This is a genomic window from Curtobacterium sp. RM9 (assembly GCF_054956955.1).
Map to the genome: position 1 here is coordinate 1,021,208 of NZ_CM143271.1, position 26,369 is coordinate 1,047,576.

The 26,369-nt window shown below is 71.5% G+C and carries 26 protein-coding genes and 2 tRNA genes; 16 read left to right on the forward strand and 12 right to left on the reverse strand.

The window, feature by feature from the left end; translation table 11 throughout:
* Nucleotides 1–50: 50 nt before the first annotated feature.
* A complete protein-coding gene (locus ACY3FI_RS04855; RefSeq protein WP_462549621.1) occupies nucleotides 51–695 on the forward strand; it encodes a mycothiol-dependent nitroreductase Rv2466c family protein in 645 nt (214 codons plus the stop codon).
* 74 nt (nucleotides 696–769) lie between these two features.
* On the opposite strand, the gene ACY3FI_RS04860 is transcribed toward ACY3FI_RS04855, so the two are convergent.
* Nucleotides 770–1,297, reverse strand: coding sequence for a GNAT family N-acetyltransferase (locus tag ACY3FI_RS04860; RefSeq protein WP_462549622.1), 528 nt, complete (start codon nucleotides 1,295–1,297; stop codon nucleotides 770–772).
* Here ACY3FI_RS04860 and ACY3FI_RS04865 point away from each other — a divergent pair.
* The 3 genes from ACY3FI_RS04865 to ACY3FI_RS04875 are packed head-to-tail and all read left to right on the forward strand — an operon-like array spanning nucleotide 1,296 to nucleotide 3,384.
* A complete protein-coding gene (locus tag ACY3FI_RS04865; RefSeq protein ID WP_462549623.1) occupies nucleotides 1,296–1,937 on the forward strand; it encodes a helix-turn-helix domain-containing protein in 642 nt (213 codons plus the stop codon). The two genes, ACY3FI_RS04860 and ACY3FI_RS04865, sit on opposite strands and share 2 nt — an antisense overlap.
* Before the next feature lie 10 nt (nucleotides 1,938–1,947).
* Nucleotides 1,948–2,436 carry a ribose-5-phosphate isomerase gene (locus ACY3FI_RS04870; RefSeq protein ID WP_462549624.1) on the forward strand — a complete coding sequence of 163 codons (489 nt, stop codon included), beginning with the start codon at nucleotides 1,948–1,950 and terminating at the stop codon, nucleotides 2,434–2,436.
* Between the two features lie 18 nt (nucleotides 2,437–2,454).
* Nucleotides 2,455–3,384 (forward strand): Fpg/Nei family DNA glycosylase, encoded by a 930-nt coding sequence (locus ACY3FI_RS04875; protein WP_462549625.1) that lies wholly within the window; start codon nucleotides 2,455–2,457, stop codon nucleotides 3,382–3,384.
* A 6-nt stretch (nucleotides 3,385–3,390) separates the two neighbouring features.
* On the opposite strand, the gene ACY3FI_RS04880 is transcribed toward ACY3FI_RS04875, so the two are convergent.
* Complete coding sequence (locus ACY3FI_RS04880) at nucleotides 3,391–4,830, reverse strand: amidohydrolase (protein ID WP_462549627.1); 1,440 nt, start codon at nucleotides 4,828–4,830, stop codon at nucleotides 3,391–3,393.
* 29 nt (nucleotides 4,831–4,859) lie between these two features.
* Complete coding sequence (locus ACY3FI_RS04885) at nucleotides 4,860–5,492, reverse strand: FMN-binding negative transcriptional regulator (protein WP_462549628.1); 633 nt, start codon at nucleotides 5,490–5,492, stop codon at nucleotides 4,860–4,862.
* A gap of 33 nt (nucleotides 5,493–5,525) precedes the next feature.
* Here ACY3FI_RS04885 and ACY3FI_RS04890 point away from each other — a divergent pair, with 33 nt between their 5' ends.
* The 4 genes from ACY3FI_RS04890 to ACY3FI_RS04905 all read left to right on the forward strand — a co-directional run bounded on the left by ACY3FI_RS04890 (nucleotide 5,526) and on the right by ACY3FI_RS04905 (nucleotide 10,159).
* Complete coding sequence (locus ACY3FI_RS04890) at nucleotides 5,526–6,932, forward strand: serine hydrolase domain-containing protein (RefSeq protein WP_462549629.1); 1,407 nt, start codon at nucleotides 5,526–5,528, stop codon at nucleotides 6,930–6,932.
* A gap of 83 nt (nucleotides 6,933–7,015) precedes the next feature.
* Complete coding sequence (locus ACY3FI_RS04895; RefSeq protein ID WP_462549630.1) at nucleotides 7,016–8,533, forward strand: sensor histidine kinase; 1,518 nt, start codon at nucleotides 7,016–7,018, stop codon at nucleotides 8,531–8,533.
* Nucleotides 8,534–8,598: 65 nt separating this feature from the next.
* Nucleotides 8,599–9,261, forward strand: coding sequence for a response regulator transcription factor (locus ACY3FI_RS04900; protein ID WP_462549631.1), 663 nt, complete (start codon nucleotides 8,599–8,601; stop codon nucleotides 9,259–9,261).
* A 10-nt stretch (nucleotides 9,262–9,271) separates the two neighbouring features.
* Nucleotides 9,272–10,159, forward strand: coding sequence for an EamA family transporter (locus ACY3FI_RS04905; RefSeq protein ID WP_462549632.1), 888 nt, complete (start codon nucleotides 9,272–9,274; stop codon nucleotides 10,157–10,159).
* 35 nt (nucleotides 10,160–10,194) lie between these two features.
* On the opposite strand, the gene ACY3FI_RS04910 is transcribed toward ACY3FI_RS04905, so the two are convergent.
* Together ACY3FI_RS04910 and ACY3FI_RS04915 are read right to left on the reverse strand one after the other, a co-directional pair.
* A complete protein-coding gene (locus ACY3FI_RS04910; RefSeq protein ID WP_462549633.1) occupies nucleotides 10,195–10,347 on the reverse strand; it encodes a hypothetical protein in 153 nt (50 codons plus the stop codon).
* Between the two features lie 104 nt (nucleotides 10,348–10,451).
* Nucleotides 10,452–10,802 (reverse strand): hypothetical protein, encoded by a 351-nt coding sequence (locus ACY3FI_RS04915; RefSeq protein ID WP_462549634.1) that lies wholly within the window; start codon nucleotides 10,800–10,802, stop codon nucleotides 10,452–10,454.
* Between the two features lie 217 nt (nucleotides 10,803–11,019).
* Between ACY3FI_RS04915 and ACY3FI_RS04920 the strand changes: the two genes are divergently transcribed.
* Both ACY3FI_RS04920 and ACY3FI_RS04925 read left to right on the forward strand, forming a co-directional pair.
* On the forward strand, nucleotides 11,020–12,189 hold the full coding sequence (locus ACY3FI_RS04920; protein WP_462549635.1) for a hypothetical protein: 1,170 nt from the start codon (nucleotides 11,020–11,022) through the stop codon (nucleotides 12,187–12,189).
* 107 nt (nucleotides 12,190–12,296) lie between these two features.
* Entirely contained in the window at nucleotides 12,297–13,895 is a 1,599-nt protein-coding gene (locus tag ACY3FI_RS04925; RefSeq protein WP_462549636.1) for a glycosyltransferase, read from the forward strand.
* A 158-nt stretch (nucleotides 13,896–14,053) separates the two neighbouring features.
* Here the strand turns inward: ACY3FI_RS04925 and ACY3FI_RS04930 are convergent.
* Nucleotides 14,054–14,124, reverse strand: a tRNA-Gly gene (locus tag ACY3FI_RS04930).
* A 57-nt stretch (nucleotides 14,125–14,181) separates the two neighbouring features.
* Here ACY3FI_RS04930 and ACY3FI_RS04935 point away from each other — a divergent pair.
* From ACY3FI_RS04935 to ACY3FI_RS04955, 5 genes are all read left to right on the forward strand, one after another.
* Nucleotides 14,182–14,538, forward strand: a complete 357-nt coding sequence (locus ACY3FI_RS04935; protein WP_462549637.1) for a hypothetical protein — start codon at nucleotides 14,182–14,184, stop codon at nucleotides 14,536–14,538.
* A 57-nt stretch (nucleotides 14,539–14,595) separates the two neighbouring features.
* Nucleotides 14,596–14,672 (forward strand) — tRNA-Pro (locus ACY3FI_RS04940).
* A gap of 51 nt (nucleotides 14,673–14,723) precedes the next feature.
* On the forward strand, nucleotides 14,724–16,031 hold the full coding sequence (tig, locus tag ACY3FI_RS04945; RefSeq protein WP_462549638.1) for a trigger factor: 1,308 nt from the start codon (nucleotides 14,724–14,726) through the stop codon (nucleotides 16,029–16,031).
* 224 nt (nucleotides 16,032–16,255) lie between these two features.
* A complete protein-coding gene (locus ACY3FI_RS04950) occupies nucleotides 16,256–16,882 on the forward strand; it encodes an ATP-dependent Clp protease proteolytic subunit (protein WP_462549639.1) in 627 nt (208 codons plus the stop codon).
* A 26-nt stretch (nucleotides 16,883–16,908) separates the two neighbouring features.
* Entirely contained in the window at nucleotides 16,909–17,568 is a 660-nt protein-coding gene (locus ACY3FI_RS04955) for an ATP-dependent Clp protease proteolytic subunit (protein ID WP_144711004.1), read from the forward strand.
* 89 nt (nucleotides 17,569–17,657) lie between these two features.
* Here the strand turns inward: ACY3FI_RS04955 and ACY3FI_RS04960 are convergent, their stop codons facing one another.
* Nucleotides 17,658–18,272, reverse strand: a complete 615-nt coding sequence (locus ACY3FI_RS04960; protein WP_462549640.1) for a copper resistance CopC family protein — start codon at nucleotides 18,270–18,272, stop codon at nucleotides 17,658–17,660.
* Nucleotides 18,273–18,322: 50 nt separating this feature from the next.
* Complete coding sequence (locus tag ACY3FI_RS04965; protein ID WP_462549641.1) at nucleotides 18,323–19,045, reverse strand: YcnI family copper-binding membrane protein; 723 nt, start codon at nucleotides 19,043–19,045, stop codon at nucleotides 18,323–18,325.
* A 202-nt stretch (nucleotides 19,046–19,247) separates the two neighbouring features.
* On the opposite strand from ACY3FI_RS04965, the gene clpX reads away from it, so the two are divergent.
* Complete coding sequence (clpX, locus tag ACY3FI_RS04970) at nucleotides 19,248–20,528, forward strand: ATP-dependent Clp protease ATP-binding subunit ClpX (RefSeq protein WP_462549642.1); 1,281 nt, start codon at nucleotides 19,248–19,250, stop codon at nucleotides 20,526–20,528.
* A gap of 108 nt (nucleotides 20,529–20,636) precedes the next feature.
* Here clpX and ACY3FI_RS04975 read toward each other — a convergent pair whose 3' ends face one another.
* The 4 genes from ACY3FI_RS04975 to valS all read right to left on the reverse strand — a co-directional run bounded on the left by ACY3FI_RS04975 (nucleotide 20,637) and on the right by valS (nucleotide 26,206).
* Nucleotides 20,637–22,664: a M3 family metallopeptidase gene (locus ACY3FI_RS04975; RefSeq protein ID WP_462549643.1), complete on the reverse strand. Its 2,028-nt coding sequence runs from the start codon at nucleotides 22,662–22,664 to the stop codon at nucleotides 20,637–20,639.
* 38 nt (nucleotides 22,665–22,702) lie between these two features.
* Entirely contained in the window at nucleotides 22,703–23,284 is a 582-nt protein-coding gene (locus ACY3FI_RS04980; RefSeq protein WP_462549644.1) for a TetR/AcrR family transcriptional regulator, read from the reverse strand.
* Nucleotides 23,285–23,290: 6 nt separating this feature from the next.
* Nucleotides 23,291–23,539 (reverse strand): hypothetical protein, encoded by a 249-nt coding sequence (locus ACY3FI_RS04985; protein ID WP_462549645.1) that lies wholly within the window; start codon nucleotides 23,537–23,539, stop codon nucleotides 23,291–23,293.
* A 75-nt stretch (nucleotides 23,540–23,614) separates the two neighbouring features.
* Nucleotides 23,615–26,206, reverse strand: a complete 2,592-nt coding sequence (gene valS, locus ACY3FI_RS04990; RefSeq protein WP_462549646.1) for a valine--tRNA ligase — start codon at nucleotides 26,204–26,206, stop codon at nucleotides 23,615–23,617.
* Between the last annotated feature and the right edge of the window lie 163 nt (nucleotides 26,207–26,369).

Sequence of the window (26,369 nt, forward strand, 5' to 3'; positions counted from 1 at the left end):
GGCCGTCGGGACGATGGGATCAGCCTAGCGAGCGCGCGTACGCTCGCAGCGTGACCGAGACGACTGTGGACGACACCGAGACCGCCCGTACCGCTGTGGAGTTCTGGTTCGACCCGAACTGCCCGTGGGCCTGGATGACCAGCCGCTGGGTCGGCGAGGTCGAGCGTCAGCGCCCGATCGACGTGACCTGGAGGGTGATGAGCCTGTTCGTCCTCAACGAGGACCAGGACGTCCCCGAGGAGTACCGCGAACGCCTGCACACGGGCCAGGTCTACCCGCGCATCGTGACCGCCGCGCTGCTCCGGCACGGGCAGGGGATCGTCAAGCCGCTGTACGACGCGTTGGGCGAGCACGTCCACCACCGCCAGGAGTCCGACCCCGACCAGGTCGTGCCCGCCGTGCTGCGCGAGCTGGACCTCGACCAGGACCTGATCGAGTACGCCTGGACCGACGAGGTCGACCAGGCCGTGCGCGCCAGCCACCGCGACGGCATCGAGCGCGTCGGACAGGACGTCGGCACGCCCGTCATCGCGGTGGAGGGCACCGCGTTCTTCGGCCCGGTCATCTCGCCGGCGCCGAAGGGGCAGGAGGCGCTCGACCTCTGGGACGGCGTCGTGGCCGTCGCCAAGGTCCCCGGCTTCTTCGAGCTGAAGCGCTCGCGCACCGTCGGTCCGATCTTCGACACGGTCGCGTAGGAGCAACGAGCGTCCACCGTCTGGAGGCGCGTGGCGGGCCCGCCACGCGCCTCCAGACCGGTGGGCGCGCGCCGCTAGGACAGCGGCAACCGCATCAGGGTCAGGTCCAGCCAGCGGTCGAACTTCCGGCCGACCTCGGGGAGGACCCCGACGGTCGTGAAGCCGAGCCGCTCGTGGAGCGCGATCGACCCGGTGTTCGTCGAGCAGATCCCCGCCATCATGACGTGCATCCCCGCCGCACGGGCATGGGTGACGAGCGCGTCCATCAGCACGCGGGCGATGCCGCGCCCGCGGAACGCGGGGACGACGTAGACGCTGTGCTCGACGGTGTGCCGGTACCCCTGGTGCGGTCGGAACGCGCTGTAGGTGACGTAGCCGGCGACCGTGCCGTCGACCTCCGCCACGAGGACGGGGAGCCCGGCGTCCTGCCGTTCTGCGAGCCAGCCGTCGAACCACGAGCGGGGGTGCGGCTCGTCCTGCCAGATGGCGGTCGAGTGCAGGACGGCGTCGACGTGCAGGGTGTGCACGACGTCGAGGTCGCGCGGCTCGCAGTCCCGCACGGTGACCCGGCCGGCCGAGTCCGTCGCATATGCTGTCGCCATGTCTCAGATCGTAGACGACGCGAGCGCGCCGCACGACACCGAGGACGACGCCGACCAGCGACGACTCGGGGAGCGGCTGCAGCGCCTCCGCACCGAGCGCCGGTGGAGCCTCACCGAGCTCGCCGAGGAGTCCGGCGTCTCCCGCGCGATGATCAACCGCGTCGAACGCGGGGTGTCGAGCCCGACCGCGACGATCCTCGGACGGCTCTCCGGCGCGTTCGGACTGACGGTGTCGCAGCTCCTCGACGAGTCCCTCGAGCACGACGTCCCGCGGACCGCCGACCCGGACGAGGCGCGTGGTGTCCAGCGTGGTTCGACCGCGGACTCGTGGACCGACCCGGAGACCGGGTACCGCCGCCGACCGGTGTCGAGCGCCGCGTTCCCCGCCGACGTCACCGAGGTGCGCCTGCCCGCAGGGCGCGAGGTCGCCTACCCGGCGAGCGCCTACGCCTTCCTCCGGCACTGCATCTGGGTGGTCGACGGGGTGCTCGAAGTGGTGTCCGGCGGGGACGCCGTCCGGCTCGGCGCGGGGGACCGGATCGAGCTCGGGGAGCCCGCGGACGTGGTCTACCGGAACCCCGGCGAGGAGCCCGTCCGATACGTCGTGGTCGTGGTCCGGGGGTCTGCGCCGCGGGAATAGGATCGGGTCCATGCGCATCCACCTCGGAACGGACCACGCCGGCCTCGAGTTCACCAAGACCCTCGCCTCGCACCTGACCGAGGCCGGGCACGAGGTGGTGGACCACGGTCCGACCGAGTACGACGCGCTCGACGACTACCCCTCGTTCTGCATCAACGCGGCGCACGCGGTCGTGCAGGACCAGCGTGCGGGTGTCCAGGCCCTCGGCGTGGTCTTCGGCGGTTCGGGCAACGGCGAGCAGATCGCCGCGAACAAGGTCGAGGGCATCCGTGCCGCGCTCGTGTGGAACGAGTCGACCGCGCTCCTCGCCCGCCAGCACAACGACGCCAACGTCATCTCGATCGGCGCGCGCCAGCACACCGAGGACGAGGCGATCCGCTTCGTGGACCTCTTCATCGCCGAGCCGTTCTCCGGTGAGGAGCGTCACGCCCGCCGCATCGCACAGCTGGCCGAGTACGAGACGACGGGGCACATCGCCGGTCGGCAGATCGACGAGTAGCCCGGGTAGACAGGACCGATGCCAGAAGGTCACTCCGTCCACCGCATCGCGAACCAGTTCTCCCGGCACTTCGTCGGCAAGGTCTGCGAGGTGTCGAGCCCGCAGGGGCGGTTCGCCGCGGGTGCGGCGCAGCTCGACGGCAAGCGCATGGTCGCAGCGCGTGCGGTGGCGAAGCAGCTGTTCCTCGAGTTCGAGGACGACCTGTTCCTGCGCGTGCACCTCGGGCTGTACGGCGCGTGGGACTTCGCGGGGGTGATCTCCTCGGCCGAGGCGCTGTCGGAGGACGGTGACGGCGAGGAGTCCCTGGCGTCGATCGGCGCCCCGCGCCTGGCCCGCTACCGGATGGCCGAGCAGGAGAAGGCCGAGGACCCGATCGAGTCCTTCCCGCCGGACCCGGTCGGCCAGGTGCGCGTGCGGCTGCTCACCGAGGACACCGTGGCCGACCTCCGCGGGCCGACCGCGTGCGTCGTCGAGGACCCGGCCGGTGTGCAGCGGGCGCTCGACAAGCTCGGGCCGGACCCGATCAACGACGACGGCCCCGACGCCGAGAAGACCTTCGTCGACAACGTCCGGAAGCGCAACGTCGCGATCGGGCAGCTCCTGATGGACCAGTCGGTGGTCGCGGGCATCGGCAACATCTACCGCGCCGAGCTGTTGTTCCGGCAGCGCATCGACCCGTACAAGCCCGGCAAGAAGATCACCGTCAAGCAGGCGAAGGCGCTCTGGCAGGACTGGTCGAAGCTGCTGCACGCGGGCGTCCGCGACGGGCTGATGCTGACGATGGACGACCTGTCCGAGGCCGACCACGCGAAGGCCGTGCGGTCGAGGAAGGACCGGCACTGGGTGTACCACCGGCAGGGCGAGCCCTGTCGGGTGTGTGGCACGGAGATCCGGATGGCCGACATGGCCGGGCGGAAGCTGTACTGGTGCCCGAAGGACCAGAAGTAGCGCCGCTCAGACCTCCCGGTGCGTGAACCGTCCGGCGACCGCCGTGGCGAGGACCCGCATGCCGCGCAGACCCGCCGAGGACGCCTTCAGCGGGTCGTCGGCCAGCAGCACGAGGTCCGCGACGTCCCCGACGGACGGCGCGACGGCCCGGCCGGTCGTTGAGGCACGCCAGGCGGCGAGCGCGGACAGCCGCTCCTCGGGGTGCCACGGTGCACGGCCGTCGCGGTCGCGTCCGACGGCCGCGGCCATCGACACCCAGGGGTCGAGCGGTGCGACCGGGGCGTCGGACCCCAGTCGGAGTTCGGCCCCGGCCCGCTGCAGCGACGCGAACGGGAACGCCCGCTCGGTCATGCCCGCCCAGTGCAGGTCGGCGATGTCGCGGTCGTCCATGGCGTGCTCGGGCTGGACGGACGCCGCGACCCCGAGCCGCGCGAACCGTTCGACGTCGGTGTCGACGAGGAGCTGCGCGTGCTCGATGCTGCCCCGGACCCCGACGGTCTCGAAGAGGTCGAGCGCGAGGGTGTTCGCCCGGTCGCCGATGGCGTGCACCGCGGGGACGAGTCCGGCGTCGGCGGCACGGCGCACCATCGCCACGAGGTCGTCGAACGCGTACGCGACGACACCCTCACCCGAGGCCATCGCGGCCGTGCGGGTGCCGAGTGACCCGTCGGTGATGACCTTGAACGGGCCCATCGACACCAGTCCGCGCGTGCCCTCGACCACGTCGCCGGTGCGGAGCCCGCGGGCCGTGACGGTCTCGAGCTCGCCGGGGTACACCCCGGACGACACCCGCAGTCCGTCCGTCCCCGCCCGGACCCGTCGGGTCCAGCGGTCGAGTCCGAACACCATCTCGAGGTCGACGACGCGCGTCACGCCCCTGGCGGACGCCGCCTCGACGGCGTCCGCGACCCAGCCGTCCAGCACGTCGTCCGCGACGGCCGACAGGGCGCCGGTGACGTCGAACGCGTCCTGCTCGCGCAGGACGCCGTCCTCGCCGGCCGGCAGCGGCCGGCCGAGCACCCGGGAGAAGTGGTCGAGGGCGAGCGCGTTGCACCACACGGCGTGCAGGTCGCCGGCGATGACGACGGCCGGGAGGCGCGGGGCGGCCCGGTCGAGCAGCTCGCGTCGTGCGGGGCGCGGCCACAACCCGTCGCGGTAGCCATGGCCGACCAGGATCCGCTCCGGCGCGTCGGTCCGTGCCACGGCCGCGAGCAGGTCGGCGGTCGCCTCCGCCGAGTCGCAGCCGGACACGTCGACGCGGCGACGGACGAGTGCCCACTGGTCGAAGTGGACGTGGTGGTCGACGAGTCCCGGGCCGAGCCAGGCGCCGCCGGTCTCGACGACGTCGGTGTCGGGGCCGGTGGCGTCGAGCGTGCCGGCGGGGGCGACCGCCTCGATCCGGCCACCGGCGATGCGGACGTCGCACGGGGCGCCGGAGGTGCCCACGCGCCGAACGGTGCGGAGCAGGACGTCCCTCACCGCGCCTCCCGACCGTGTGCCCTGGCCATCTCGTCGGCGAGCGCCGGCGACGCGTACGGGCCGTCCCCGCGGAGGCCGGCGACGATGCGCTCGACGACCTCGGGCGCCTTGTTCTGCGAGAGCTTCGCGCGCGCGTCGAACCGGGTGACCCGGATCCGGATGCCCACGGTGCCCTTCGCGATCCGGCGTGCGGTGGCCTCGTCCACGTCGAGCGACACCGGCTCCGGCATCACCCGCTCGAAGTGGTCCACGAGCTCCCCGAGCACGCGGAAGTTCTGATCGTCGGACAGGATCTCCGGCGTGCCCCAGCAGTGCGCCGTCACGTGGTTCCAGGTCGGCACGAACTGCTCCGGCGGGTACCAGGCGGGGGAGACGTAGCCGTGCGGCCCCTGGAAGACGACGAGCACCTCGTGCCGACCGAGCTCGTGCGCGACCTCGTCGGGACGGCCGACGTGCGAGACGAGGACGAGCTCGTCCCCGGTGCTCGCCGTCTCGTCGAGCAGGACGGGGTAGTGCGAGGCGACGAGGCCCGCGGCGGTGTGCGACACGATCGTCGCCCACGGGGCCGAGCGGACGAGCCGCTTCACCTCGTCGACGTCGGTCATCAGGAAGTGGGGTGTGTGCCGCATGCGTCGAGCGTCGCACATGCGAGGCTGGTCGGCATGGAGAAGCGCGCCGCGTACGAGTCCGTCCTGCCCTACGTCCGTGAGTGGATCGGCTACAAGGTGTGGCAGCTCCGGCTCCCCGGGGTGCAGGTCGCCGTCGGGTTCGAGGGCGAGGAACTGTTCTCCGAGGCGTGGGGGTACGCGGACGTCGAGGCGGGGCGGCGTCTCACCACGTCGGACCGCTTCCGGATCGCGTCGCACTCGAAGACCGTCACCGCGACGGCCCTGCTGCAGCTCGCGGACGCCGGGGCGCTCCGCCTCGACGACACCGTCGGTTCCTTCGTGCCCGCGCTCGCCGAGGCCGGGTCCCCGATCGCCGACGCCACGGTCCGCGAGCTCATGGAGATGGGCGGCGGGGTCGTCCGCGACGGTTCCGACGGCGACCACTGGGCACTCGCGCACCCGTTCCCGGACGCCGAGCAGCTCGTCGCGATGGTGGTCGAGGGCGGCGCGAAGGTGCCGGTCGGGTCGGCGTTCAACTACACGAACCTCGGCTACGGGCTGCTCGGACTCGTCATCGAGGCGGTGACCGGCACGTCCTACGCCGAGCACGTCCGCACGGCGGTCGTCGAGCCGCTCGGGCTGACCGGCACCGGGCCGGAGTACGACCCGGCGCACGAGGATGCCTTCGTCGTCGGCTACACCGGCCTGCACACCGCTCGGACCCGGCAGCGCGTGCCACACGTGACGACGGGGGCGCTCGCCGCGGCCACCGGCTTCCACGGCACGGCGTCCGACCTCGTCCGCTACTTCTCGGCGCACGTGCCCGGCCGCGGGACCCTGCTGTCGGACCACGCCAAGCGCCTCGCGCAGCGGAAGGCGTGGAGTGCGCTCGACAGCGACCCGTCGGCGCGTGGCTACGGTGCGGGCTTCATCGCCGACCGGATCAACGGCCGCGACGTCCGCGGGCACTCCGGCGGGTTCCCCGGGCAGATCACCCAGTCGGTGTTCGACCCCGCCTCGTCGCTCGTCGTGTCCGTGCTGACGAGCAGCGCGACCGGCCCCGCGACGATGCTCGCGTACGGCATCGTCCACCTGCTCGACGCGGCCGCCGACGAGCAGGCGCCGGGCCCGGTGCTCCCCGCCGACGTCGACGCCGCTCGGTACACCGGACGCTTCACGACGTTCGAGGGCATCACCGACGTCGCCCGGGTGGGGGACCGGCTGCTCGCGATCGACCCGACCCAGCCGGTGCCGACCGAGTCCCCGGTGCGGCTCGAGGTCGTCGACGAGGACACCCTGCGGATGGCGTCCGGCAACCGGTTCGCGTCGATCGACGAGCTGATGGTCTACACGCGTGACGAGGCCGGCGCGGTCGTCTCGGTGCGCGGCGACAGCGGCATGACCCACCGGCCGTGGTCGGTGCCGGAGGAGTCGCCGGAGGTCGCCGCCGCGCTCGTCTGAGCCGCCGGGGTGGGGGTAGCCCCACCCCCGGTCCGGGAGACGGCAGGATGGGAGAACGGCCGCGCGGTCGCGAGGCTGGTCTCATGACCGACACCGCCCGCCTCGACCAGGCCGAGACCGTCCCGCTGCACGACTCCGTCCCGCCAGGAGCCACCGAAACCATGCCGAGCCAGCCGAAGAGCACGCCGCCGTCGTGGTCGTCGACCCCGCCGCCGACGAACGGGTCCGGTGGCCCCGACGTGCCGGGCGGCGCCGCCGTCGGGTCCGGGGCGGGTTCCGGTTCGGGGATGACCGCCGGGGCGTTCTACCGGGACGCCTGGCGGCGGCTCCCGCGGGACTTCGGGTACATGGCGCTGACGGCGGTGCTGCTCTGCACGCTCTACGTCGCGTTCCCCTCGGCGATCTTCAGCGGCGGCTTCCGGGACCTCTTCAACCCGTTCGTCCTGCTCATGTTCTTCGTCGCGCTGTTCATCGCGCGGTGGCTCGGCGCGTTCGAGAAGCTCCGCATCGGCTGGGCCGACCCCCGGCCGATCCGCCCGGTGGACTGGACACCCCGCTGGCAGCAGAACTGGTGGACCCGCACCGGGTCCGCGGTCGCCAACCCGCACTACTGGCTCTACCTGCTGCACGCGGCCGTGGTCTACCCGCTCGTCGCGCTGTTCACCGTCGGCGCGGGTGCGCTCCTGCTCGCCGGGTTCCTCTGGCCGCTCGTGCTCGGGGCGACCTTCCTCCTCAACGAGGTCCGGGTCGGCTACTACGGGTCGACCGAAGCGGCCTACGTCCTGGGTGTCGCCGCCGTCGGGCTGCTCTCGATGGCCGCGTCGGTCGTGCTCCTGCCGCTCTGGGCGCGCGGGTCGGTGCTCGCGCACTACTGGGTCGACTTCGGTCTGCTCGGGGGCTTCCGGGCGGAGCAGCTCGAGCAGCGCGTGGCCGGACTCCAGGCGTCGCGGGCCGGTGCGGTCACGGCCGAGGGGCAGGCACTCCGACAGATCGAGCGCGACCTGCACGACGGCCCGCAGCAGCGCCTGGTCCGGCTCCGCATGGACCTCTCGGCTGCGGAGCGCGCCCTCGAGCGGGACCCGGAGAAGGCCCGGAAGCTCATCGGCGAGGCCTCGGAGCACGCCCAGGACGCCCTCGACGAACTGCGCGCCCTGTCCCGCGGGTTCGCGCCGCCGATCCTGCTCGACCGCGGGCTCGTCGCCGCGCTCGAGGCACTCGTCGCCCGCACGCCGATCCCGGTCGGCCTCGACGTCCGGCTGCCCGAGGGGCTCGAGCTCGCGACCGAGATCCAGCGCAACGTGTACTTCACGGTGAGCGAGCTGCTCACGAACACGATGAAGCACGCCGGTGCCGCCACCGCCGGGGTGTACCTCGGCCTCGTGGTCGACGCGTCGGGCCTCTGGTACCTGACGGTCAGCGTCACCGACGACGGGCGCGGCGGGGCCCGTCCCCAGGCGGGCCACGGCATCGAGGGGCTGATGGGCCGGATGCGTGCCCTCGACGGCGAACTGACGGTGTCGAGCCCCGAGGGCGGCCCCACCGAGGCGACCGCGCGGATCCCGCTCGGGGCGCTCAACGGGGTCCCGACGAACCGGTACTGAGCCGCCCGGGCGCACCGCGCGCCCACGGCCCGGGAGCAGCGGTCGGTCCCGCTAGGCTGGTCGGCATGAGCGACGGCCCGGATGCAGCACGCATCCGGGCCGTCGTCGTCGACGACGCCGTGCTCCTGCGCGAGGGCCTCGCCCGAGTGCTCGACGAGGCCGGCATCGAGGTGACCGGGCAGTACGCCGACGCGGACTCCTTCCTCGCGACGCTGCCGGACCGTGCGCCCGACGTCGTCGTGATGGACGTCCGGATGCCGCCGACCTACTCCGACGAGGGGGTCCGGGCCGCCGTCGAGACCCGCCGGGTGTCCCCGTCCACGGGCGTCCTGCTGCTGTCCCAGTACGTCGAGGCCACCTACGCCGAGGACGTCCTCGCCGCGGGTGCGACGGGCATCGGGTACCTGCTCAAGGACCGTGTGACCCGGCTCGAGGAGATCGACGACGCCGTACGCCGTGTGGCCGCCGGCGGGACCGTCCTCGACCCCGAGGTCGTGACGCAGCTGATGAGCCGTCGCCGTGACCCGCTCGCCGCCCTGACGCCCCGGGAGCGTGACGTCCTCGGGTTGATGGCCGAGGGCCGCACCAACGCCGCCATCGCTCGCGCCCTGGTCATCGGGACCGGCGCCGTCGAGAAGCACGTGTCGAGCATCTTCGGCAAGCTCGCGCTCGAGGACACCGGCGAGGACCACCGCCGCGTCCTCGCCGTCCTCGCCTACCTCGGCTGACGGCCGACACGTGGCCCGGGTCCCCGCACCGCTGCTCGCGCTCGCCGCGATGGTGTCCGTGCAGCTCGGTGCCGCGATCGCGAAGACCCGCTTCGACGAGGTCGGCTCCGTCGGCGCCGCCACCCTCCGGCTCGTGATCGGCGCGGTCGTGCTCGTCCTCGTCGTCCGTCCACGCGTGCGGCACTGGACCCGTGCGCAGTGGACGGCGGCGGTGCTGCTCGGGCTGGCGCTCGGCGGCATGAACGTCTTCATCTACGTCGCCTTCGCCAGCATCCCGATCGGCGTCGCGGTGACCATCGAGTTCCTCGGCCCGCTCGTGCTGTCGCTCGCGCACACCCGACGCTGGCGGGACGTGTCGTGGGCGGCGCTCGCACTCGCCGGCGTCGTGCTGCTCGGCGTCGGGCCGACCGCGGTGACGGCTGTCGGCGGGGTGCTCGCCGCGATCGCGGCCGCCGCGTGCTGGGCGGGCTACATCGTGATGAACCGCCGGGTCGGCGCCGCGATCCCGGGGATCGACGGGCTCGCCGTGTCGATGGTCGTCGCGATGCTCGTCTCCCTGCCGTTCGGGCTGCGCACGGCGGCAGCCGGGGTGACGACCGACCCGTCGCTGCTGCTCGTGTTCGGCGGCGTCGCGCTGTTGTCGAGCGTGCTGCCGTACGCGCTCGAGATGGCGGCGCTCCGCCGGATGGTCACGCGGGTGTTCGGCGTGCTGCAGAGCCTCGGTCCGGCGATCGCTGCACTCGCGGGGCTCGTCGTGCTGCGCGAAGCGCTGGCGCCGCTGGAGGTCGTGGCGCTCGCCTGCGTGACCGCGGCGAGCGTGGGCGTCACGCTGTCCGCGCGGCGGACGCGGCCGCCGGGGACCGGCGGTCATGACGGAGGCGCGGACACCGTCCCCTGACCGGGGAGGTGATCCGCGCCTCCGGGAAGACCCGCCTACTCGCCGCGGAGGAAGTCCGCGTACGTGGGCTCGGACTGCTCGCCCGTCAGCAGCGCCGGGTCGTTGATCCGACGTTCGACGTAGGCCGCGATGACCTCTGGCGGGGTGAGCAGATGCGCGACCCAGGACGGCACCTCGTTCTTCTTCATGGTGCCTCCTCCCGGTACGTTGCTCGAAGCGATCGAAAGTCTCGATCATCGAGTTACTTGCTGTACCGGTGTGCCGTAAACGATCCTCGCCATGTCGGGGGAAGTCAACGTGGTGCGTTCTGTGGACTCCCCAGGAACGGATCGCCCCGTCCGGACCGCCGTTCGGCATCCACCCGGAGGGTCCGGTGCTTCACCGCCGAGCGCCAGACCCAGGCCTCGGCCTGCTGTCCGAACTGGGCCCACTCGACGAGGACGGCGTCGCGCGTCCAGCTCGTCGCGAAGGCCTTCACGCGGACGTGGAAGGTGGGGAACTGGATCCAGGCCCAGACGGGGATCGGGGTCACCGCGTGGCAGACGTCGGGGCCGCGGGCGTCCTCCGACACGGAGTAGGCGCGCGGGCGTTCGACCTCCGGGTGCTCCGGGGGCTGCCACCGGTTCTCGCGACGCCGTCCCACGGGGACATTCGAACGTGTGTTCGAACGTGCGTCAAGTCGGCCGCGCCGCCGGGATGCACCGGCGCGGTGTCCTGGGCGTGTCGGATCACACCGGGATCGGGCTGTCCACAACGAGGGGGACCGGTTTGTACCCCGTTCGTGGGCTGGTGCCGCCGTCCGGCACCGAGTGGGATGGACCATGCAGGACACCCCTGTGCGCTTCACCCGGAGGAGCCGCATGACCGTCACGCTCGCCCGTTCCGTCCCGACCACCGCCGGGGCCGAGACGGCTGCCCGCCCATCGTCACCCGTGCTCACACCGCTGGCAGCACGCTGGCTGCTCCGTGCGGCGTTCGCGCTGCCCTACGTCGCCCTCGCGCTCGTCGCGTCACGGATCACCTCGACGCCCCTGCTCGGACTCACCGGCAACCAGGCGACGCTCGCACGGGCGACCGCCGCGCTCGACGGTGGCGTCGTCCCGGCGATCGGGCAGCTCTACCCGCTGCTGTCCGGTGTCCTGCTGCGGTTCATGCCGTTCGGCGCACAGGGCGCTGCGGTGCTCGGCGGTGTCGTCGCCGGCATCCTGCTCCAGCTCCTCGCGCAGGCGATGCTCCGCCGAGGGCTCCGGATGCGCGAGGTCGTCGCATTCACGATCGCACTCGGCGCGAACCCGCTGTACGCGTTCGTCGCCCTGAACGACCTACAGGCGTTCCTCGGGATCGCGCTCTTCGCCCTGGCGGTCGTCGACATGGTGCGGTTCTTCGCGTGGGGCGACACCCAGGCCGGCTTCCGCGCCGGTCTCGCGCTCATGCTCTCCACGCTGCTCGACCCGATGGGCTTCGTCTACGTCGGCATCGCCGCGCTCGCCGCACCGCTGCTCGACCTCGCGCGGCACGACCAGCGCGGGATCCGACGGGCGAACGTGCTCGTCCTCGTGTTCCCGAGCGTCGCGGTCGCGCTCGCCACCGCCGTGCTCGACGCGATGGTGCTCCACGACCCGTTCGCCGCACTCCGGGGGACGATCACCGTGTCCGAGGAACGGCTCGTCGGTCTCCAGCGCCTGTTCGCCAGCGCGGACGGGGTGCTCCTCGTGGCGATGCTCGTCGCCGGGGCGACCCTCGCCCTGCTCGTCCGCCGTCCGGGTGCGATCGCGCTCGTCGCCGCCCTCTTCGGCGGGATCATCGGCGGCTACGCGATCGGGCTCATCCCGGTCGCGGCGGCCGGCAACGTCTTCGTCACGATGCTCGGCGTCGCCATCGCGATCCTGCCGCCGGTCGAGGGTCGGGTGACGAGCACGCTCGTCGTCGTGCTCGCCGTCCTGCAGGTACCGCTCGCCTGGGCCGACGCGTTCCAGCGCGAGGTCGTCGTCGAGTGGATGCACGCCCTGGCCGCGGTGGTCCTCCGATGACCGCGGTCGCACCTCGTCCCGCAGCGGACACCGCCACCGTCCCGTCGCTCTCGGCGGGCCGGCACCGCGGTGCAGAGACCGACTGGCGGCCGCCGCACCGCTGCTCCGTGTCCCGGCACGTCGAGGAGGGCTGGGTCGCCTCCGCCCGCATCCGCGAGGGCGTGCTCGTCCTGACGAGCGGCCGGTCCGACCCGGACGTGCTCCGCGCCGCGCTGACCGAGGAGTTCGGCGAGCCGGTCGTGCTCCGGACCGCGTCCGAGGCCGACGTCCGCCAGCGCATCGCGTACGAGCTCGAGGAGGAGGTCGCCGACCTCGCCGCGCACGGTCTCGCCCGCACCAACCCGGCGCTGTCCGCCCGCACCGTCCTGTCCCGCGGGCAGCAGATCGGCGGCGCCGTCGCCCTGCTCGTCGCCGCGGCCTGCCTCGTCCTGACGCCCGGTACGACGGTCGCCGTCGCGACGGCCGTGCTCTCCCTCGGCTTCCTCGCCGGCATCGTCTTCAAGTTCTGGGTGTCCATGGTCGGCGCCCGCTTCGACCTGGTCGAACAGGTCTCGCCCGACGACGTCGCGGCTCTCGACGACGACGCGCTGCCCACCTACACGGTCCTCGTCCCGGTGTTCCGCGAGGCGAACATCGTGCACGACCTCGTCCGCAACCTCGAGGTCCTCGACTGGCCGAAGGACCGCCTCGAGGTCCTCGTGCTCGTGGAGGCCGAGGACCACGAGACCCGCGAGGCCGTCCTCGATGCCGCCCCGCCGGACTGGATGCGGATCGTCATCGTGCCGCCCGGCTCGCCCCAGACGAAGCCGCGCGCGTGCAACGTCGGCCTGGCGATCGCGCAGGGGGAGTACGTCGTCATCTACGACGCCGAGGACCGACCGGACCCCGACCAGCTGAAGAAGGTGTTCCTGACCTTCGACCGGGCCGGCGACGACACCGTCTGCGTCCAGGCCGCCCTGAGCTACTTCAACGCCGACGAGAACGCGCTCACCCGCATGTTCACGCTCGAGTACTCGTACTGGTTCGACTACATGCTCGCCGGGCTCGACGCCCGGAAGCTGCCGATCCCGCTCGGCGGGACGTCGAACCACTTCCGGACCGACCTGCTCCGCGAACTCGGCGGCTGGGACCCGTACAACGTCACCGAGGACGCCGACCTCGGCATCCGGGCGTCCGCCGTCGGCTACCGCGTCGCCGTCGTGAACTCGACGACGATGGAGGAGGCCAACACCTCCGTCCCGAACTTCGTCCGGCAGCGGTCCCGCTGGATCAAGGGCTACATGCAGACCGCCCTGGTCCACGCCCGTCGGCCGCGGGCCCTCGTCGCCGAGATCGGGCTCCGCCGTGCCGCCGCGTTCGCCCTGCTCATCGCCGGGACCCCGCTGACCTTCCTCGGGATGCTGCCCGGTGTCGTCGTGACGATCGCGACGCTCGTGCTGCCGACCGCCTGGACCGCGCCGATGTTCCCCGCGCCGGTGCTCTGGCTCTGCGTGCTCGACTTCCTGATCGGCAACGCCACGATGATCTACCTGACGATGATGGGGCCGTACAAGCGGGGGTGGTTCGACCTGATGGGGTGGGCGCTGCTCAACCCGCTGTACTGGATCCTGCACTCCGTCGCCGCGTACAAGGGCCTCTGGCAGCTCATCACCCGGCCGCACTACTGGGAGAAGACGGAGCACGGCCTGACGAAGACGACCGCCTAGCGGCCGCCGCGCGGAGCGCTCGAACGCGTACACCCCACCGCCCAGCGACCCCAGGACGAGCAGCCGACGAGCGCGCGGAGCGCTCGAACGCGTACACCCCACCACCCAGCGACCCCAGGACGAGGAACCGACGACCGCGCGAAGCGCTGCAGACACGGAGGGGATGACGGGAATCGAACCCGCGTGGCCAGTTTGGAAGACTGGGGCTCTACCATTGAGCTACATCCCCGCGGCCGCACCCACCGGTGCGACGCCTCATCATCGTAGCGGACGTACACCCCCCGACATGCCATCGACCGTCGTGCCGAACCCGGACCCGTCCGACATGCGCCGCATCAAGCGCTCCCGGGTGCTCTCGTTCGCGTTGGTCTTCGTCGCCGCCGTGGTGTTCTCGCTGCGTCCGGAGGTGTTCGGCGACCCGCAGGCCCAGCCGGCGCACGCGCTCCTGCACAGCTGGCGGATCGTCCTCGGCATCCTCCTGGCGCTCGCCGCAGCGGCCGTGCAGGTCGTCGTCGGGGTCCGTTGGCGGAGCGGTCTCCGGCGCGCGGCGGACCCCGACGACACCCCGGGCGGGAACGGTCTCCGGCGCGCCGCGCAACACGGGGACGCCCCTCCCGGGAACGGCCCACCGGCAGACCGCTAGACTCGTCGGCGTCGCGTGCGCCTGTGGGCGTGGGCGCACCCGCCTGGCCCAGTCGAACGGGGCGTAGCTCAGCTTGGTAGAGCGCCCGCTTTGGGAGCGGGAGGTCGCAGGTTCGAATCCTGTCGCCCCGACCAGGTCCGCCAGAACACTGACCACACGAACGCCAACCAACAGGAGTCATCCCCTTGGCAACCAGCACCGTCGACAAGGTGAGCGACACCCGCGTCAAGCTCACCGTGAACGTGACGCCGGAAGATCTCAAGCCGAGCATCGACCACGCCTACAAGCACATCGCCGAGCAGATCAACATCCCCGGCTTCCGCAAGGGCAAGGTCCCGCCGGCGATCGTCGACCAGCGTGTCGGCCGCGGCGAGGTCCTGAACCACGCCGTCGGCGACGCGATCGACACCTTCTACCGTCAGGCGGTGGAGGAGCAGGAGCTGCGCATCCTCGGTCGTGCCGAGGCCGACGTCGCCGAGCTGCCGAACGTCAGCGACTTCTCCGGCGACCTCGTCCTGACCTTCGAGGTCGACGTCCGCCCCGAGTTCGACCTGCCGAAGTACGACGAGTACGAGCTGACGGTCGACGCGGTCGAGGTCTCCGACGAGGAGATCGAGGAGGAGCTGCAGAACCTCCGCACCCGCTTCGGCACGCTCGTGACGGTCGACCGTCCGGCGACGACGGGTGACTTCGCCCAGATCGACCTCACCGCCACGATCGGCGACGACGAGGTCGACTCGGCCACGGGTGTCTCCTACGAGATCGGTTCGGGCGACCTGCTCGAGGGCATCGACGAGGCGCTCGAGTCCCTCACCGCCGGTGAGTCGACGACCTTCGAGTCGACGCTCGTCGGTGGCGACCGCGAGGGCGAGACCGCGCAGATCGCCGTCACCGTCACCGCCGTCAAGGAGCGCGAGCTCCCCGAGGCCGACGACGAGTTCGCCCAGATCGCGAGCCAGTTCGACACGATCGACGAGCTCAAGGCGGACCTCAAGGAGCAGATCGCGAAGTCCAAGACCTTCGGTCAGGGCGCCGCGGCTCGCGACAAGCTCGTCGAGAAGCTCATCGAGGACGTCGACATCCCGATCTCGGCGCAGCTCATCGAGGACGAGGTGCACCGTCACCTCGAGCAGGAGAACCGCCTCGAGGACGAGGAGCACCGCAAGGAGGTCTCCGAGTCCAGCGAGAAGGCCTTCCGCTCGCAGATCCTCCTCGACGCGATCGCCGAGAAGGAGGAGATCCAGGTCTCCCAGGAGGAGCTGACCCAGTACCTCATCCAGGCCGCCGCGCAGTACGGCATGGAGCCGGCCGAGTTCATCAAGGTGATCGACCAGAACGGCCAGATCCCCGGCATGGTCGGCGAGGTCGCCCGCTCCAAGGCGGTCGCCACGGTCCTGTCCAAGGTGACCGTCAAGGACACCAACGGCGGCGACGTCGACCTGTCCGCCTTCACGGCGGGCGTGGCGCAGACCCCCGCGGAGGACGCGGAGTAGTCCGCGCTGGCGCCGAACCGCCCTCGCAGGCTCGGTCGGCGCTGGCTCCGCGCGACGCTTCGCGTCGCAACATGCGAAGAGCGCGCTGGAGGCGCGGTGCCAGCTGGCACCGCGCCTCCTGTCTGTCGTGGGGGCACCGGAACCGCCCACAGCGAACAGACGCGAAGTGGTGCGTTGCACCCGATAAGTTCGACATCAAGCGACAACTGAACGGGAGCTTTTCCATGGCCGAAGCAACACTGAACCCCAGTGTTTTTGACCGCCTTCTGAGAGACCGGATCGTGTGGCTCGGCTCCGAGGTCCGCGACGACAACTCGAACGAGATCGCAGCCAAGCTGCTGATGCTCGCCGCCGAGGACCCTGAGAAGGACATCTACCTCTACATCAACTCGCCCGGTGGCTCGATCACCGCGGGCATGGCGATCTACGACACGATGCAGTTCGTGCCGAACGACATCGTCACCGTGGGCATCGGCCTCGCCGCCTCGATGGGGCAGTTCCTGCTCTCGTCGGGCACCCCGGGCAAGCGCTACATCACCCCGAACGCCCGCGTGCTCCTGCACCAGCCGTCCGGTGGCTTCGGCGGCACCGCTGCCGACATCCAGACGCAGGCGAAGGTCATCCTCGACATGAAGCAGCGGATGGCCGAGCTCACCGCCGAGCAGACCGGCAAGTCGATCGAGCAGATCCTCAAGGACAACGACCGCGACAACTGGTTCACGGCGCAGGAAGCCCTCGAGTACGGCTTCGTCGACCACCTCCGTGCGTCCTCGAGCGAGGTCATCGGCGGCGGTGGAACCGTCGGGGACGGCGAGACGCCGACCGCGGCAGCCGAGCCCGAGTCCAACTGACCACCACCGAAGAGAAGGAAACGAGAATGCACCTCCCCATGCTCGGTGGCGCGCAGAACGTCCCGGCTCCGTCCGATCGCTACATCCTCCCCAGCTTCGAGGAGCGCACGGCCTACGGCTACAAGCGCCAGGACCCGTACGCGAAGCTCTTCGAGGACCGCATCGTGTTCCTCGGCGTCCAGGTCGACGACGCGTCGGCCGACGACGTCATGGCCCAGCTGCTCGTGCTCGAGTCGATGGACCCCGACCGCGACATCGTCATGTACATCAACTCGCCCGGTGGTTCGTTCACCGCGATGACGGCGATCTACGACACGATGCAGTACATCCGTCCGCAGATCCAGACGGTCTGCCTCGGCCAGGCTGCCTCGGCCGCGTCGGTGCTCCTCGCTGCCGGCACCCCCGGCAAGCGTCTGGCGCTCCCGAACGCCCGCGTGCTCATCCACCAGCCCGCCGTGCAGCAGGGTGGCGGTCAGGCGTCCGACATCGAGATCCAGGCGGCGGAGATCCTCCGCATGCGGACCTGGCTCGAGGAGACCCTGTCGAAGCACTCGAACCGCACGCCGGAGCAGGTCAACAACGACATCGAGCGCGACAAGATCATGTCCGCCGAAGAGGCGCTCGAGTACGGCCTGATCGACCAGGTCCTCACGAGCCGCAAGAACCTGCCGGCGCTCGTCAAGTAGCACCGCACGCACGAAGGCCCCGCACCGATCGGTGCGGGGCCTTCGTCGTGTCCGGTCTGGAGGCGCGGTGCGCGTCCGGCGGGTCGGTGTCAGTCCTCGTCAGCGTCGTCGGCCGCGGGGGCGGGACGACGGCGCAGCAGCAGGAGGAGCGCGACGACGACGCCGACCACGACGACGCCTCCGGCGCCGACGAAGAGCGCGTCGGTGGCCGCGGAGTCCCCACCGCCCGACGCGGTGCCGTCGGTCGCAGCCGTCGTGCTCGACCCGGAGGAGCGGTCGGTCGCGCAGGTCGGCGGGGTGGTCGAACCCGTCGCGGGGGAGAACCCCGCGGGGGCCTGCCATGTGAAGTCGTAGCGGTCGGAGACGGTGTGCCCGTCCGCCGAGACGATCTGCCACTCGACCGTGTACTTGCCCGAGGGGCCGATCGCGGCCTTCGTGGTCATCGAGGGGCCGTCCACGGCGACGCAGCCGTCCTCGTAGTACTCCCCGTCGGCACCGAGCACCCGGAAGGCGAAGCCCGAGTCGCTGCCGCCGATCGCGAGCAGCTTGTCGTTCGTGGTGATCTCGAACGAGGCGGGCAGCTCGGTCAGCGTCCCGCCGACGCGGGGCGTCGAGGACACCAGGTAGTTGTGGGCGCTGGCGGGGGCGGCGAGCCCGAGGACCGCACCGCCCGCCAGCGCGACGGCCGCGGCGGTGCCGGCCACGCGCCTCCAGACGGAGGACCGGGCGCCTGCCGGACGCGCGACGCGACGGGTCACTTCGATGCGCTCCGACGGCGCGTGCCGGCGACCGCGACGACGAGCGCGACAGCACCGAGGACGAGGCCGCCGAGGCCGAGGAAACGGCCGACGAGGTCGGGGTCGGAGGGCGCGGCGTCCGTCGACGCGGCGGCGGTGGTGGCCGCCGGCGCGTCGTCGTCGTCGCCGGCGGCGGCGTCCGCTGCGGTCAGCACGATGGAGGGGGCGGGGTGTGCGGGCTCGGCCTTGCCGGTCTCCTGCTCCTGGTCCCACTCGACCGAGCCGCGCTCGCAGGTCTGCAGGACGGGGAACTCGACGCGGTCGCCCGCCTTGCCGTCCGGGAGCGAGAACGAGAGCTGGAAGGTGTCGCGCTCGTCCGCGGGGAGCGGGGTCTTGGCCGTGTAGGTGACGCTCGTGACGCGCTGGGCGGCGTCCTCGGACTCCTCGCCGGCGGCGGCAGTGGCGCTCGTGTACGACTCGGTCGCCTTCGTGATGGTCCAGTTCGGGTTCACGGTGGGCGTCACCTCGATCACCGACTCCGGCACCTGGAAGCGGAGCGCCGTCGTGGGGGAGCCGTCGCAGCCGTGCGGGACCGAGAAGGTGGCCGTCGTGTAGGAGTCGGCGGCGGTCGAGGTCGCGGTCGCCTCGACGTGGGCGCTGGCCGCCGTGGCGGAGGCGAGGACGATCGCGGCGGTGACGCCGAGGGTCGCGGTGCCGACGACGGCGAGGCGCTTGGACATGGTGTTCCTTCCAGGGTTCTCTACAACTTGTAGAGGCAGCGGGGACACGTTACCAGGGTCGAACGCCCTGGGCGAACGCGGGCGCGGATCCCGGCCCGGCGTCCCGGTGGGTGTCGCCGGTTGCGGTTAGGCTCGGGACAGTCGCGACGGCCGCCGGTCGCGCGACGGACGACTGCATCGGTCAACCAGGGAGGGCACCGACATGGCACGCATCGGGGAGAGCGCGGACCTGCTCAAGTGCTCCTTCTGCGGCAAGAGCCAGAAGCAGGTGCAACAGCTGATCGCAGGCCCGGGTGTCTACATCTGTGACGAGTGCGTCGAGCTGTGCAACGAGATCATCGAGGAGCGTCTCGCCGAGGCCGGCGAGGACACCGGCGGCGGCGAGTTCGAGCTCCCGAAGCCGCGTGAGATCTTCGACTTCCTGCAGGAGTACGTCATCGGGCAGGACCCGGCGAAGCGCTCCCTCGCCGTGGCGGTCTACAACCACTACAAGCGCATCCGTGCCCAGGGGCAGATCACCGCTGCCGAGGACCGCGACGACGTCGAGATCGCGAAGTCGAACATCCTGCTCATCGGCCCGACCGGCTGCGGCAAGACCTACCTCGCCCAGACCCTCGCGAAGCGCCTCAACGTGCCGTTCGCCGTGGCCGACGCCACCGCCCTGACCGAGGCCGGCTACGTGGGCGAGGACGTCGAGAACATCCTCCTCAAGCTCATCCAGGCCGCCGACTACGACGTCAAGCGCGCCGAGACCGGCATCATCTACATCGACGAGGTCGACAAGATCGCGCGCAAGGCGGAGAACCCGTCGATCACGCGCGACGTCTCCGGCGAGGGTGTGCAGCAGGCGCTCCTCAAGATCCTCGAGGGCACCGTCGCGTCGGTGCCGCCGCAGGGTGGCCGGAAGCACCCGCACCAGGAGTTCATCCAGATCGACACGACGAACGTGCTGTTCATCGTGGCGGGGGCGTTCGCCGGGCTCGAGGACATCGTGTCCTCGCGCGTCGGCAAGCGCGGCATCGGGTTCGGGGCGCCGCTGCACAGCCCGCTCGACCAGCAGGACCTGTACGCCGACGTCCTGCCGGAAGACCTCCACAAGTTCGGGCTGATCCCCGAGTTCATCGGGCGCCTGCCCGTCGTGACCACGGTGTCGCAGCTCGACCAGGAAGCCCTGATGCGGATCCTGACCGAGCCGAAGAACGCCCTCGTGAAGCAGTACCAGCGGATGTTCGCGATCGACGGCGTCGAGCTCGAGTTCGACCGCGGTGCGCTCGAGGCGATCGCGGACCTCGCGGTGCTGCGCCAGACGGGTGCCCGCGGGCTCCGCGCGATCCTCGAAGAGGTGCTCGGGCCGGTGATGTTCGACGTCCCCTCCGACGACGACGTCGCCCGCGTGGTGATCACCCGCGAGTCGGTGCTCGAGAACGCCGCGCCGACGATCGTGCCGCGTCCGCGGGCGAAGCGCGTCGAGAAGTCCGCGTAGCGCTTCCCTCCCGCCGGAACCAGGTTCCGGACACAACACCGTGCAGTTCTGCGGTGCTGTGTCCGGAACCTGGTTCCTCGCGTCGGCGCCCGCGCGCCCGCCGGCGCCCTACTCGAGCCCGCGGCGGCGGAGCAGCGGCCCGACCTCGGCGTCGCGCCCGCGGAAGTCGCGGTACGCCTCGAGCGGGTCCTTCGCGCCGCCGACGCCGAGCAGCTTCTCCGCGAAGCGGCCCCCGGCCTCGCGGGAGAGCCCGCCGTGGTCGCGGAACCACTCCACCGTGTCCGCGTCGAGCACCTCGGACCAGATGTACCCGTAGTACCCGGCGTCGTACCCGCCCGAGAAGGTGTGGGCGAAGTACGTCGACGAGTACCGCGGCGGCACCGCGTGGACGTCCACCCCGGCGTCCGCCAGGGCTTGCTGCTCGAAGTCCTCCACCGAGGTGACCGCGGCGGCGGCCTCGGCGGAGAGCCGGTGCCACGCCTGGTCGAGCAGCGCGGCCGCGAGGTACTCCGTGGTCGAGAACCCCTCGTTGAAGCCCGCCGAGTCGCTCAGCCCGAGGACGAGTTCCGGCGGCAGCGGCGCACCGGTCTCGTGGTGCTTGGCGTAGTTCGCCAGGACGGAGGGCCACGTCACCCACATCTCGTTCACCTGGGACGGGAACTCCACGAAGTCCCGCTCGACGTTCGTGCCGGAGAACCGCGGGTACGTCGTCCGCGCGATGAGCCCGTGCAGCGCGTGTCCGAACTCGTGGAACAGCGTCTCGACCTCGTCCTGCACGAGCAGCGTCGGGGAGCCGGGTGCGGGCTTGGCGACGTTGAGGTTGTTCACGACGACGGGCAGCGTGCCGAGCAGGTGCGACTGCTCGACGACGGGGTTCATCCAGGCTCCGCCGCGCTTGCCGTCCCGCGTGAAGAGGTCGAGCAGGTAGAGGCCGACCGGCTCGTCGTCCGCAGACCGGACCTCGAACACCCGGACCTCGTCGTTGTACCCGTGCAGGTCGGGCCGCTCGGTGAAGGTCAGGCCGTACAGGGCGGTCGCGGCGTGGAACACCCCGTCGCGGAGCACGCGGTCCGCCTCGAAGTACGGGCGGAGCGCGGAGCCGTCAGCGGCGAACTGCTCGCCGCGCAGGACCTCGGTGGCGTACGCCCAGTCCCACGACTCGACGTCGAACCCGACGGTGCGGGAGCGGACGGCCCGCTCGTCCTCGGCGTTCGCGGCGGCCGCCGGCACGAGCGAAGACAGCAGCCCCTCGACGGCCTCGGGGGTCCGGGCGGTCTCGTCGGCGGTGACCACGGCGGCGTGGTTCGGGAAGCCCAGGAGCTCGGCGCGTTCGGCCCGGAGCCGGACGATGCGGAGCAGGACGTCGCGGTTGTCGTGCTCGTTGCCACGACGACCGCGGGACAGCGACGCGCGCATGATGCGCTCGCGCAGGCCGCGGTGGCTGAGCGAGGCGAGCCACGGGTGGCCCGTGTAGAGCGGCAGCGTGACGAGCCAGCCGTCCAGGCCGCGGTCGGCTGCGGCAGCGGCGGCGGCGGACTTCGAACCGTCGTCGAGACCGGCGAGTTCGGCCTCGTCGGTCACGGGCACCGCGAGGTCGTTGGTGTCCTCGAGGAGGTTCCGCTCGAAGGTGGTCGTGAGGGTCGAGAGCTCCTGGTTGATCGCCGTGAGACGCTCCTTGCCCGGGTCGTCGAGGGCGGCGCCCGCCAGCGTCATCTCCGTGTGCGTCCGCTCGACGAGCCGGCGGTCCTCGTCGCTGAGCCCCTCGGCGTCGGCCAGGGCGTCGCGCACGGCCGAGACCCGGGCGTACAGGCGGGAGTCCAGCGTGATCGCGTCACGGTGCGCGGCGAGCAGCGGGGAGACCTCGGCCTCGAGGTCGTGCAGCTCCGGCGTCGAGTCGGCGGACGACAGGGTGGAGAACACGAACGAGACGCGGGCGAGCAGCTGGCCTGAGCGCTCGAGCGCCACGAGGGTGTTCTCGAACGTCGGCGGCTCGTCGGAGCCGGCGATCGCCTCGACCTCGGCGCGCTGTTCGGCCGTGCCGGCGTCGAACGCGGGCCGGAAGTGCTCCAGCCGGACGTCGCGGAACGGCGGCAGTGCGTAGGGGAGGGTGCTCGGGTCGTCGAACGGGGTTGCCATGCCCCCACCCTACGGACGGGTGCCCTCGCGGTGCGCGGTCAGCGCATCGCCGCGTCGACCAGCGTCTCCGCCGCCCGGCGGGCATGCGCCGCTGGCGCGGTGGTCCCGGCGATGGCGGCCGTCGTCTGCGCCCCCTCGGCCAGCAGGGCGAGCTGTGCTGCGAGCTCCTCGGCGCGGTCCGCGTCGTCGACCACCGAGGCGGCCAGTGACGCGACGAACCGTTGGAACGAGTCCTTGTGCTCGCGGGCGATCGTCGCGACCGCGGGCGAGGTCGCGCCGAGTTCCCCGAAGGCGTTGATGAAGCCGCACCCGCGGAAGGTCTCGTCACCGAACCACTGCTCGAGGAAGTCGTACATCGCCAGCAGCTTCGCCCGCGGGTCGGCGACGGCGTCGACGGCGCCGTGCACGCCGCGCTCCCACAGCTCGTGGCGGCCCGAGAGCACCGCCGCGATGAGCTGCTCCTTGCCCGGGAACGCCGCGTAGAGCTTCTTGAGGGAGACCCCGGCGCCGGTGCGGATCTCGTCCATCCCGACGGCCTGGATGCCGCGGGCGTAGAACAGCCGGTCGGCGACGTCGACGATGTGCGCCCGGACGGCGGGTTCGACGGGACTCGTGGTCATGTCCGGTCAGTCCTCTTCGGGGTCGTCCGGGTCGGTCACCTGCGCGTGGCCGGCGTCGTCGAGGTGGATCGCCGTGCCGTCGTCGAGCTCGACGAGCGGCTTGCCCTCGAGGTACGTCAGCGTCCACCGCCAGGTCGTCGCGTCGACGGAGGCCGCGGCGAGCTCGTCCTCGACACCGCGCACGGCGACGACCATCGCCTCGGGCAGTCGCGCAGGTGGTTCCCCACCGACGTTCCATCGTGTGCCCAACTGCATCCGTGCCTCCAGTCCGTGCCGGGCCGTGTCGTGACGCAGGCCGGACCGCGGGACGGTCCGGCCTGCGATCCGACGCTACGCCTGCTGCTCGGTGAGCTCGATCTCGATGACGGCGAGCTCGTCGCCGTCCGTGAACGACAGGTTCTCGATGCGGCCGACGGCCGCCAGGTCGACCGCCGCCTGCTCCAGCAGCGCACGCTGCTCGGCGGGCGCGGCGACGACCGCGCGGGTGACGGGCGTCTTCTGGGACGCCTTCGCCGCGGTCTTCGCACCGCGGACACCGATGAGCGCCTGACCGACCACGCCGAGCAGTCCGGAGGGCTCGGCCTGGGTGGGCAGCTCGGCCGTCGTCGGCCAGGAGGCGCGGTGCACGCTGGTCTCGTGGGTCCAGGCCCACACCTCCTCCGTCGCGAACGGGAGGAACGGTGCCAGCAGGCGGAGCAGGGCGTCGATCGCGGCGCGCAGCGCCAGGACCGCACTCGCCTGGGTCTCGTGCGTCGCGTCCGCCGCGGTGCCGTAGGCGCGCTCCTTGACGAGCTCGAGGTAGTCGTCGCAGAAGGTCCAGAAGAACCGCTCGGTCACCTCGAGCGCGCGGGCGTGGTCGAAGCCGTCGAAGGCGGTGGTGGCCTGGTCGATCACGGCGCCGAGCTCGGCGAGCATGTCGACGTCGAGCGGCTCGGTGACGCTCGTCGCACCGGTCGGCAGCTCGAAGCCGTAGACGAACTTCGCGGCGTTGAGCACCTTGATCGCGAGACGGCGACCGACCTTGATCTGCTTCGGGTTCTGCGGGTCGAACGCCGCGTCCGTGCCGAGCTTCGACGAGGCCGCCCAGTACCGGACCGCGTCGGCGCCGTGCTGCTCGAGGATCGACAGCGGCGTGACGACGTTGCCCTTCGACTTCGACATCTTCTTGCGGTCGGGGTCGACGATGAAGCCGGAGATCGACGCGTGCTTCCACGGCACCGTGTCGGCCTCGAGCTGGCTGCGCAGCACCGTGGTGAAGAGCCAGGTCCGGATGATGTCCTGCGCCTGCGGGCGGACGTCGTACGGGTACACCAGGTCGTACAGCGCCGGGTCGGTCTCCCACTTGCCCGCGAGCTGCGGGGTCAGGGACGAGGTCGCCCAGGTGTCCATCACGTCGAGCTCGCCCTGGAAGCCGCCGGCGACGCCGCGCTGGGACTCCTCGTAGCCGGGGGCCGGCTCGGACGCGGGGTCGACGGGCAGCTGGTCCTCGGTCGGGACGATCGGCTGGTCGTACACCGGGTTGCCGTCGGCGTCGAGGGGGTACCAGACCGGCAGCGGCACGCCGAAGAAGCGCTGGCGCGAGATGAGCCAGTCGCCGGACAGGCCACCGACCCAGTTGTCGTACCGGACGCGCATGAAGTCCGGGTGGAACGCGATCTCCTCGCCGCGCTGGCGGAGCGTGGCCTTGAGCTGCTCGTCGCGGGCGCCGTTGACGATGTACCACTGGCGGGTGGAGACGATCTCGAGCGGCTTGTCGCCCTTCTCGAAGAACTTCACCGGGTGGTTGATCGTCTTCACGTCGCCGACCAGTTCGCCGGACTCGGTGAGCGCGTCCACGACGACCTTCTTGGCGGAGAACACCGTCTTGCCGGCCATCTCGGCGTAGAGGGCCTTGCCCTGCTCGGACTCGATCCACGTCGGCTCGTCGGAGCGCACGCGGCCGTCGAAGCCGATGATCGCGCGGTTCGGCAGCTGCAGCTCGCGCCACCAGACGACGTCGGTGGTGTCGCCGAAGGTGCAGACCATGGCGATGCCGGCGCCCTTGTCCTGCTGCGCGAGGTGGTGCGCGAGCACGGGGACCTCGACGTCGAACAGGGGGGAGCGCACCGTGGTGCCGAAGAGGTCCTGGAAGCGCTCGTCGTCCGGGTGCGCGACGAGGGCGACGCACGCGGCGAGCAGCTCCGGACGGGTGGTCTGGATGACGACGTCGCCGCTGCCGTCGGTCTTGTGGAAGGCGATGCCGTGGTAGGCGCCCGGCATCTCCTTGTCCTCGAGCTCGGCCTGCGCGACGGCCGTGCGGAAGGTCACGTCCCACAGCGTCGGGGCGTCGGCCTGGTAGGCCTCGCCGCGCTCGAGGTTGCGGAGGAAGGCGCGCTGCGCGATCGCCCGCGAGGTGTCGTCGATGGTCCGGTACGACTGGGTCCAGTCGACGGACAGGCCGAGCGTGCGGAAGAGGTGCTCGAACTGCTGCTCGTCCTGCACGGTGAGGCGCTCGCACAGCTCGATGAAGTTGCGGCGGGACACCGGGATCTGGTCGGCGGCCTTGCTCGACTTGTTGTCGCCGCCCTCGAACGGCGGCACGAAGGTCGCGTCGTAGGGGAGCTGCGGGTCGCAGCGGACGCCGTAGTAGTTCTGCACGCGACGCTCGGTCGGCAGGCCGTTGTCGTCCCAGCCCATCGGGTAGAAGACGTGCTTGCCGCGCATGCGCTCGTACCGGGCCTTGAGGTCGGTGTGCGTGTACGAGAACACGTGGCCGATGTGCAGCGAACCGGAGGCCGTCGGCGGCGGGGTGTCGATCGAGTAGACCGCGTCCTTCGTGGCGCTGTCGCGGTCGAAGCGGTAGGTGCCGTCCTGCTCCCAGACCGGACCCCAGACGTCTTCGAGGCCGTCCACCGTGGGCTTGTCGGGCATGGGCTTCGTCATGGCGGGGCCTTTCGATCGATGTGTGCGGCACCGAGTCGGTGGTGAGGTGCCTGAGTGTCGCGCGAGGGGTGCGCAGTGACCACATCGTAGCGGGCCGCCGCGTGGGAGCGCTCCATCTGCTAGGCTGTCGGAGTTTGTCCGGCGAGCGCGGTGTTCGCGAGGA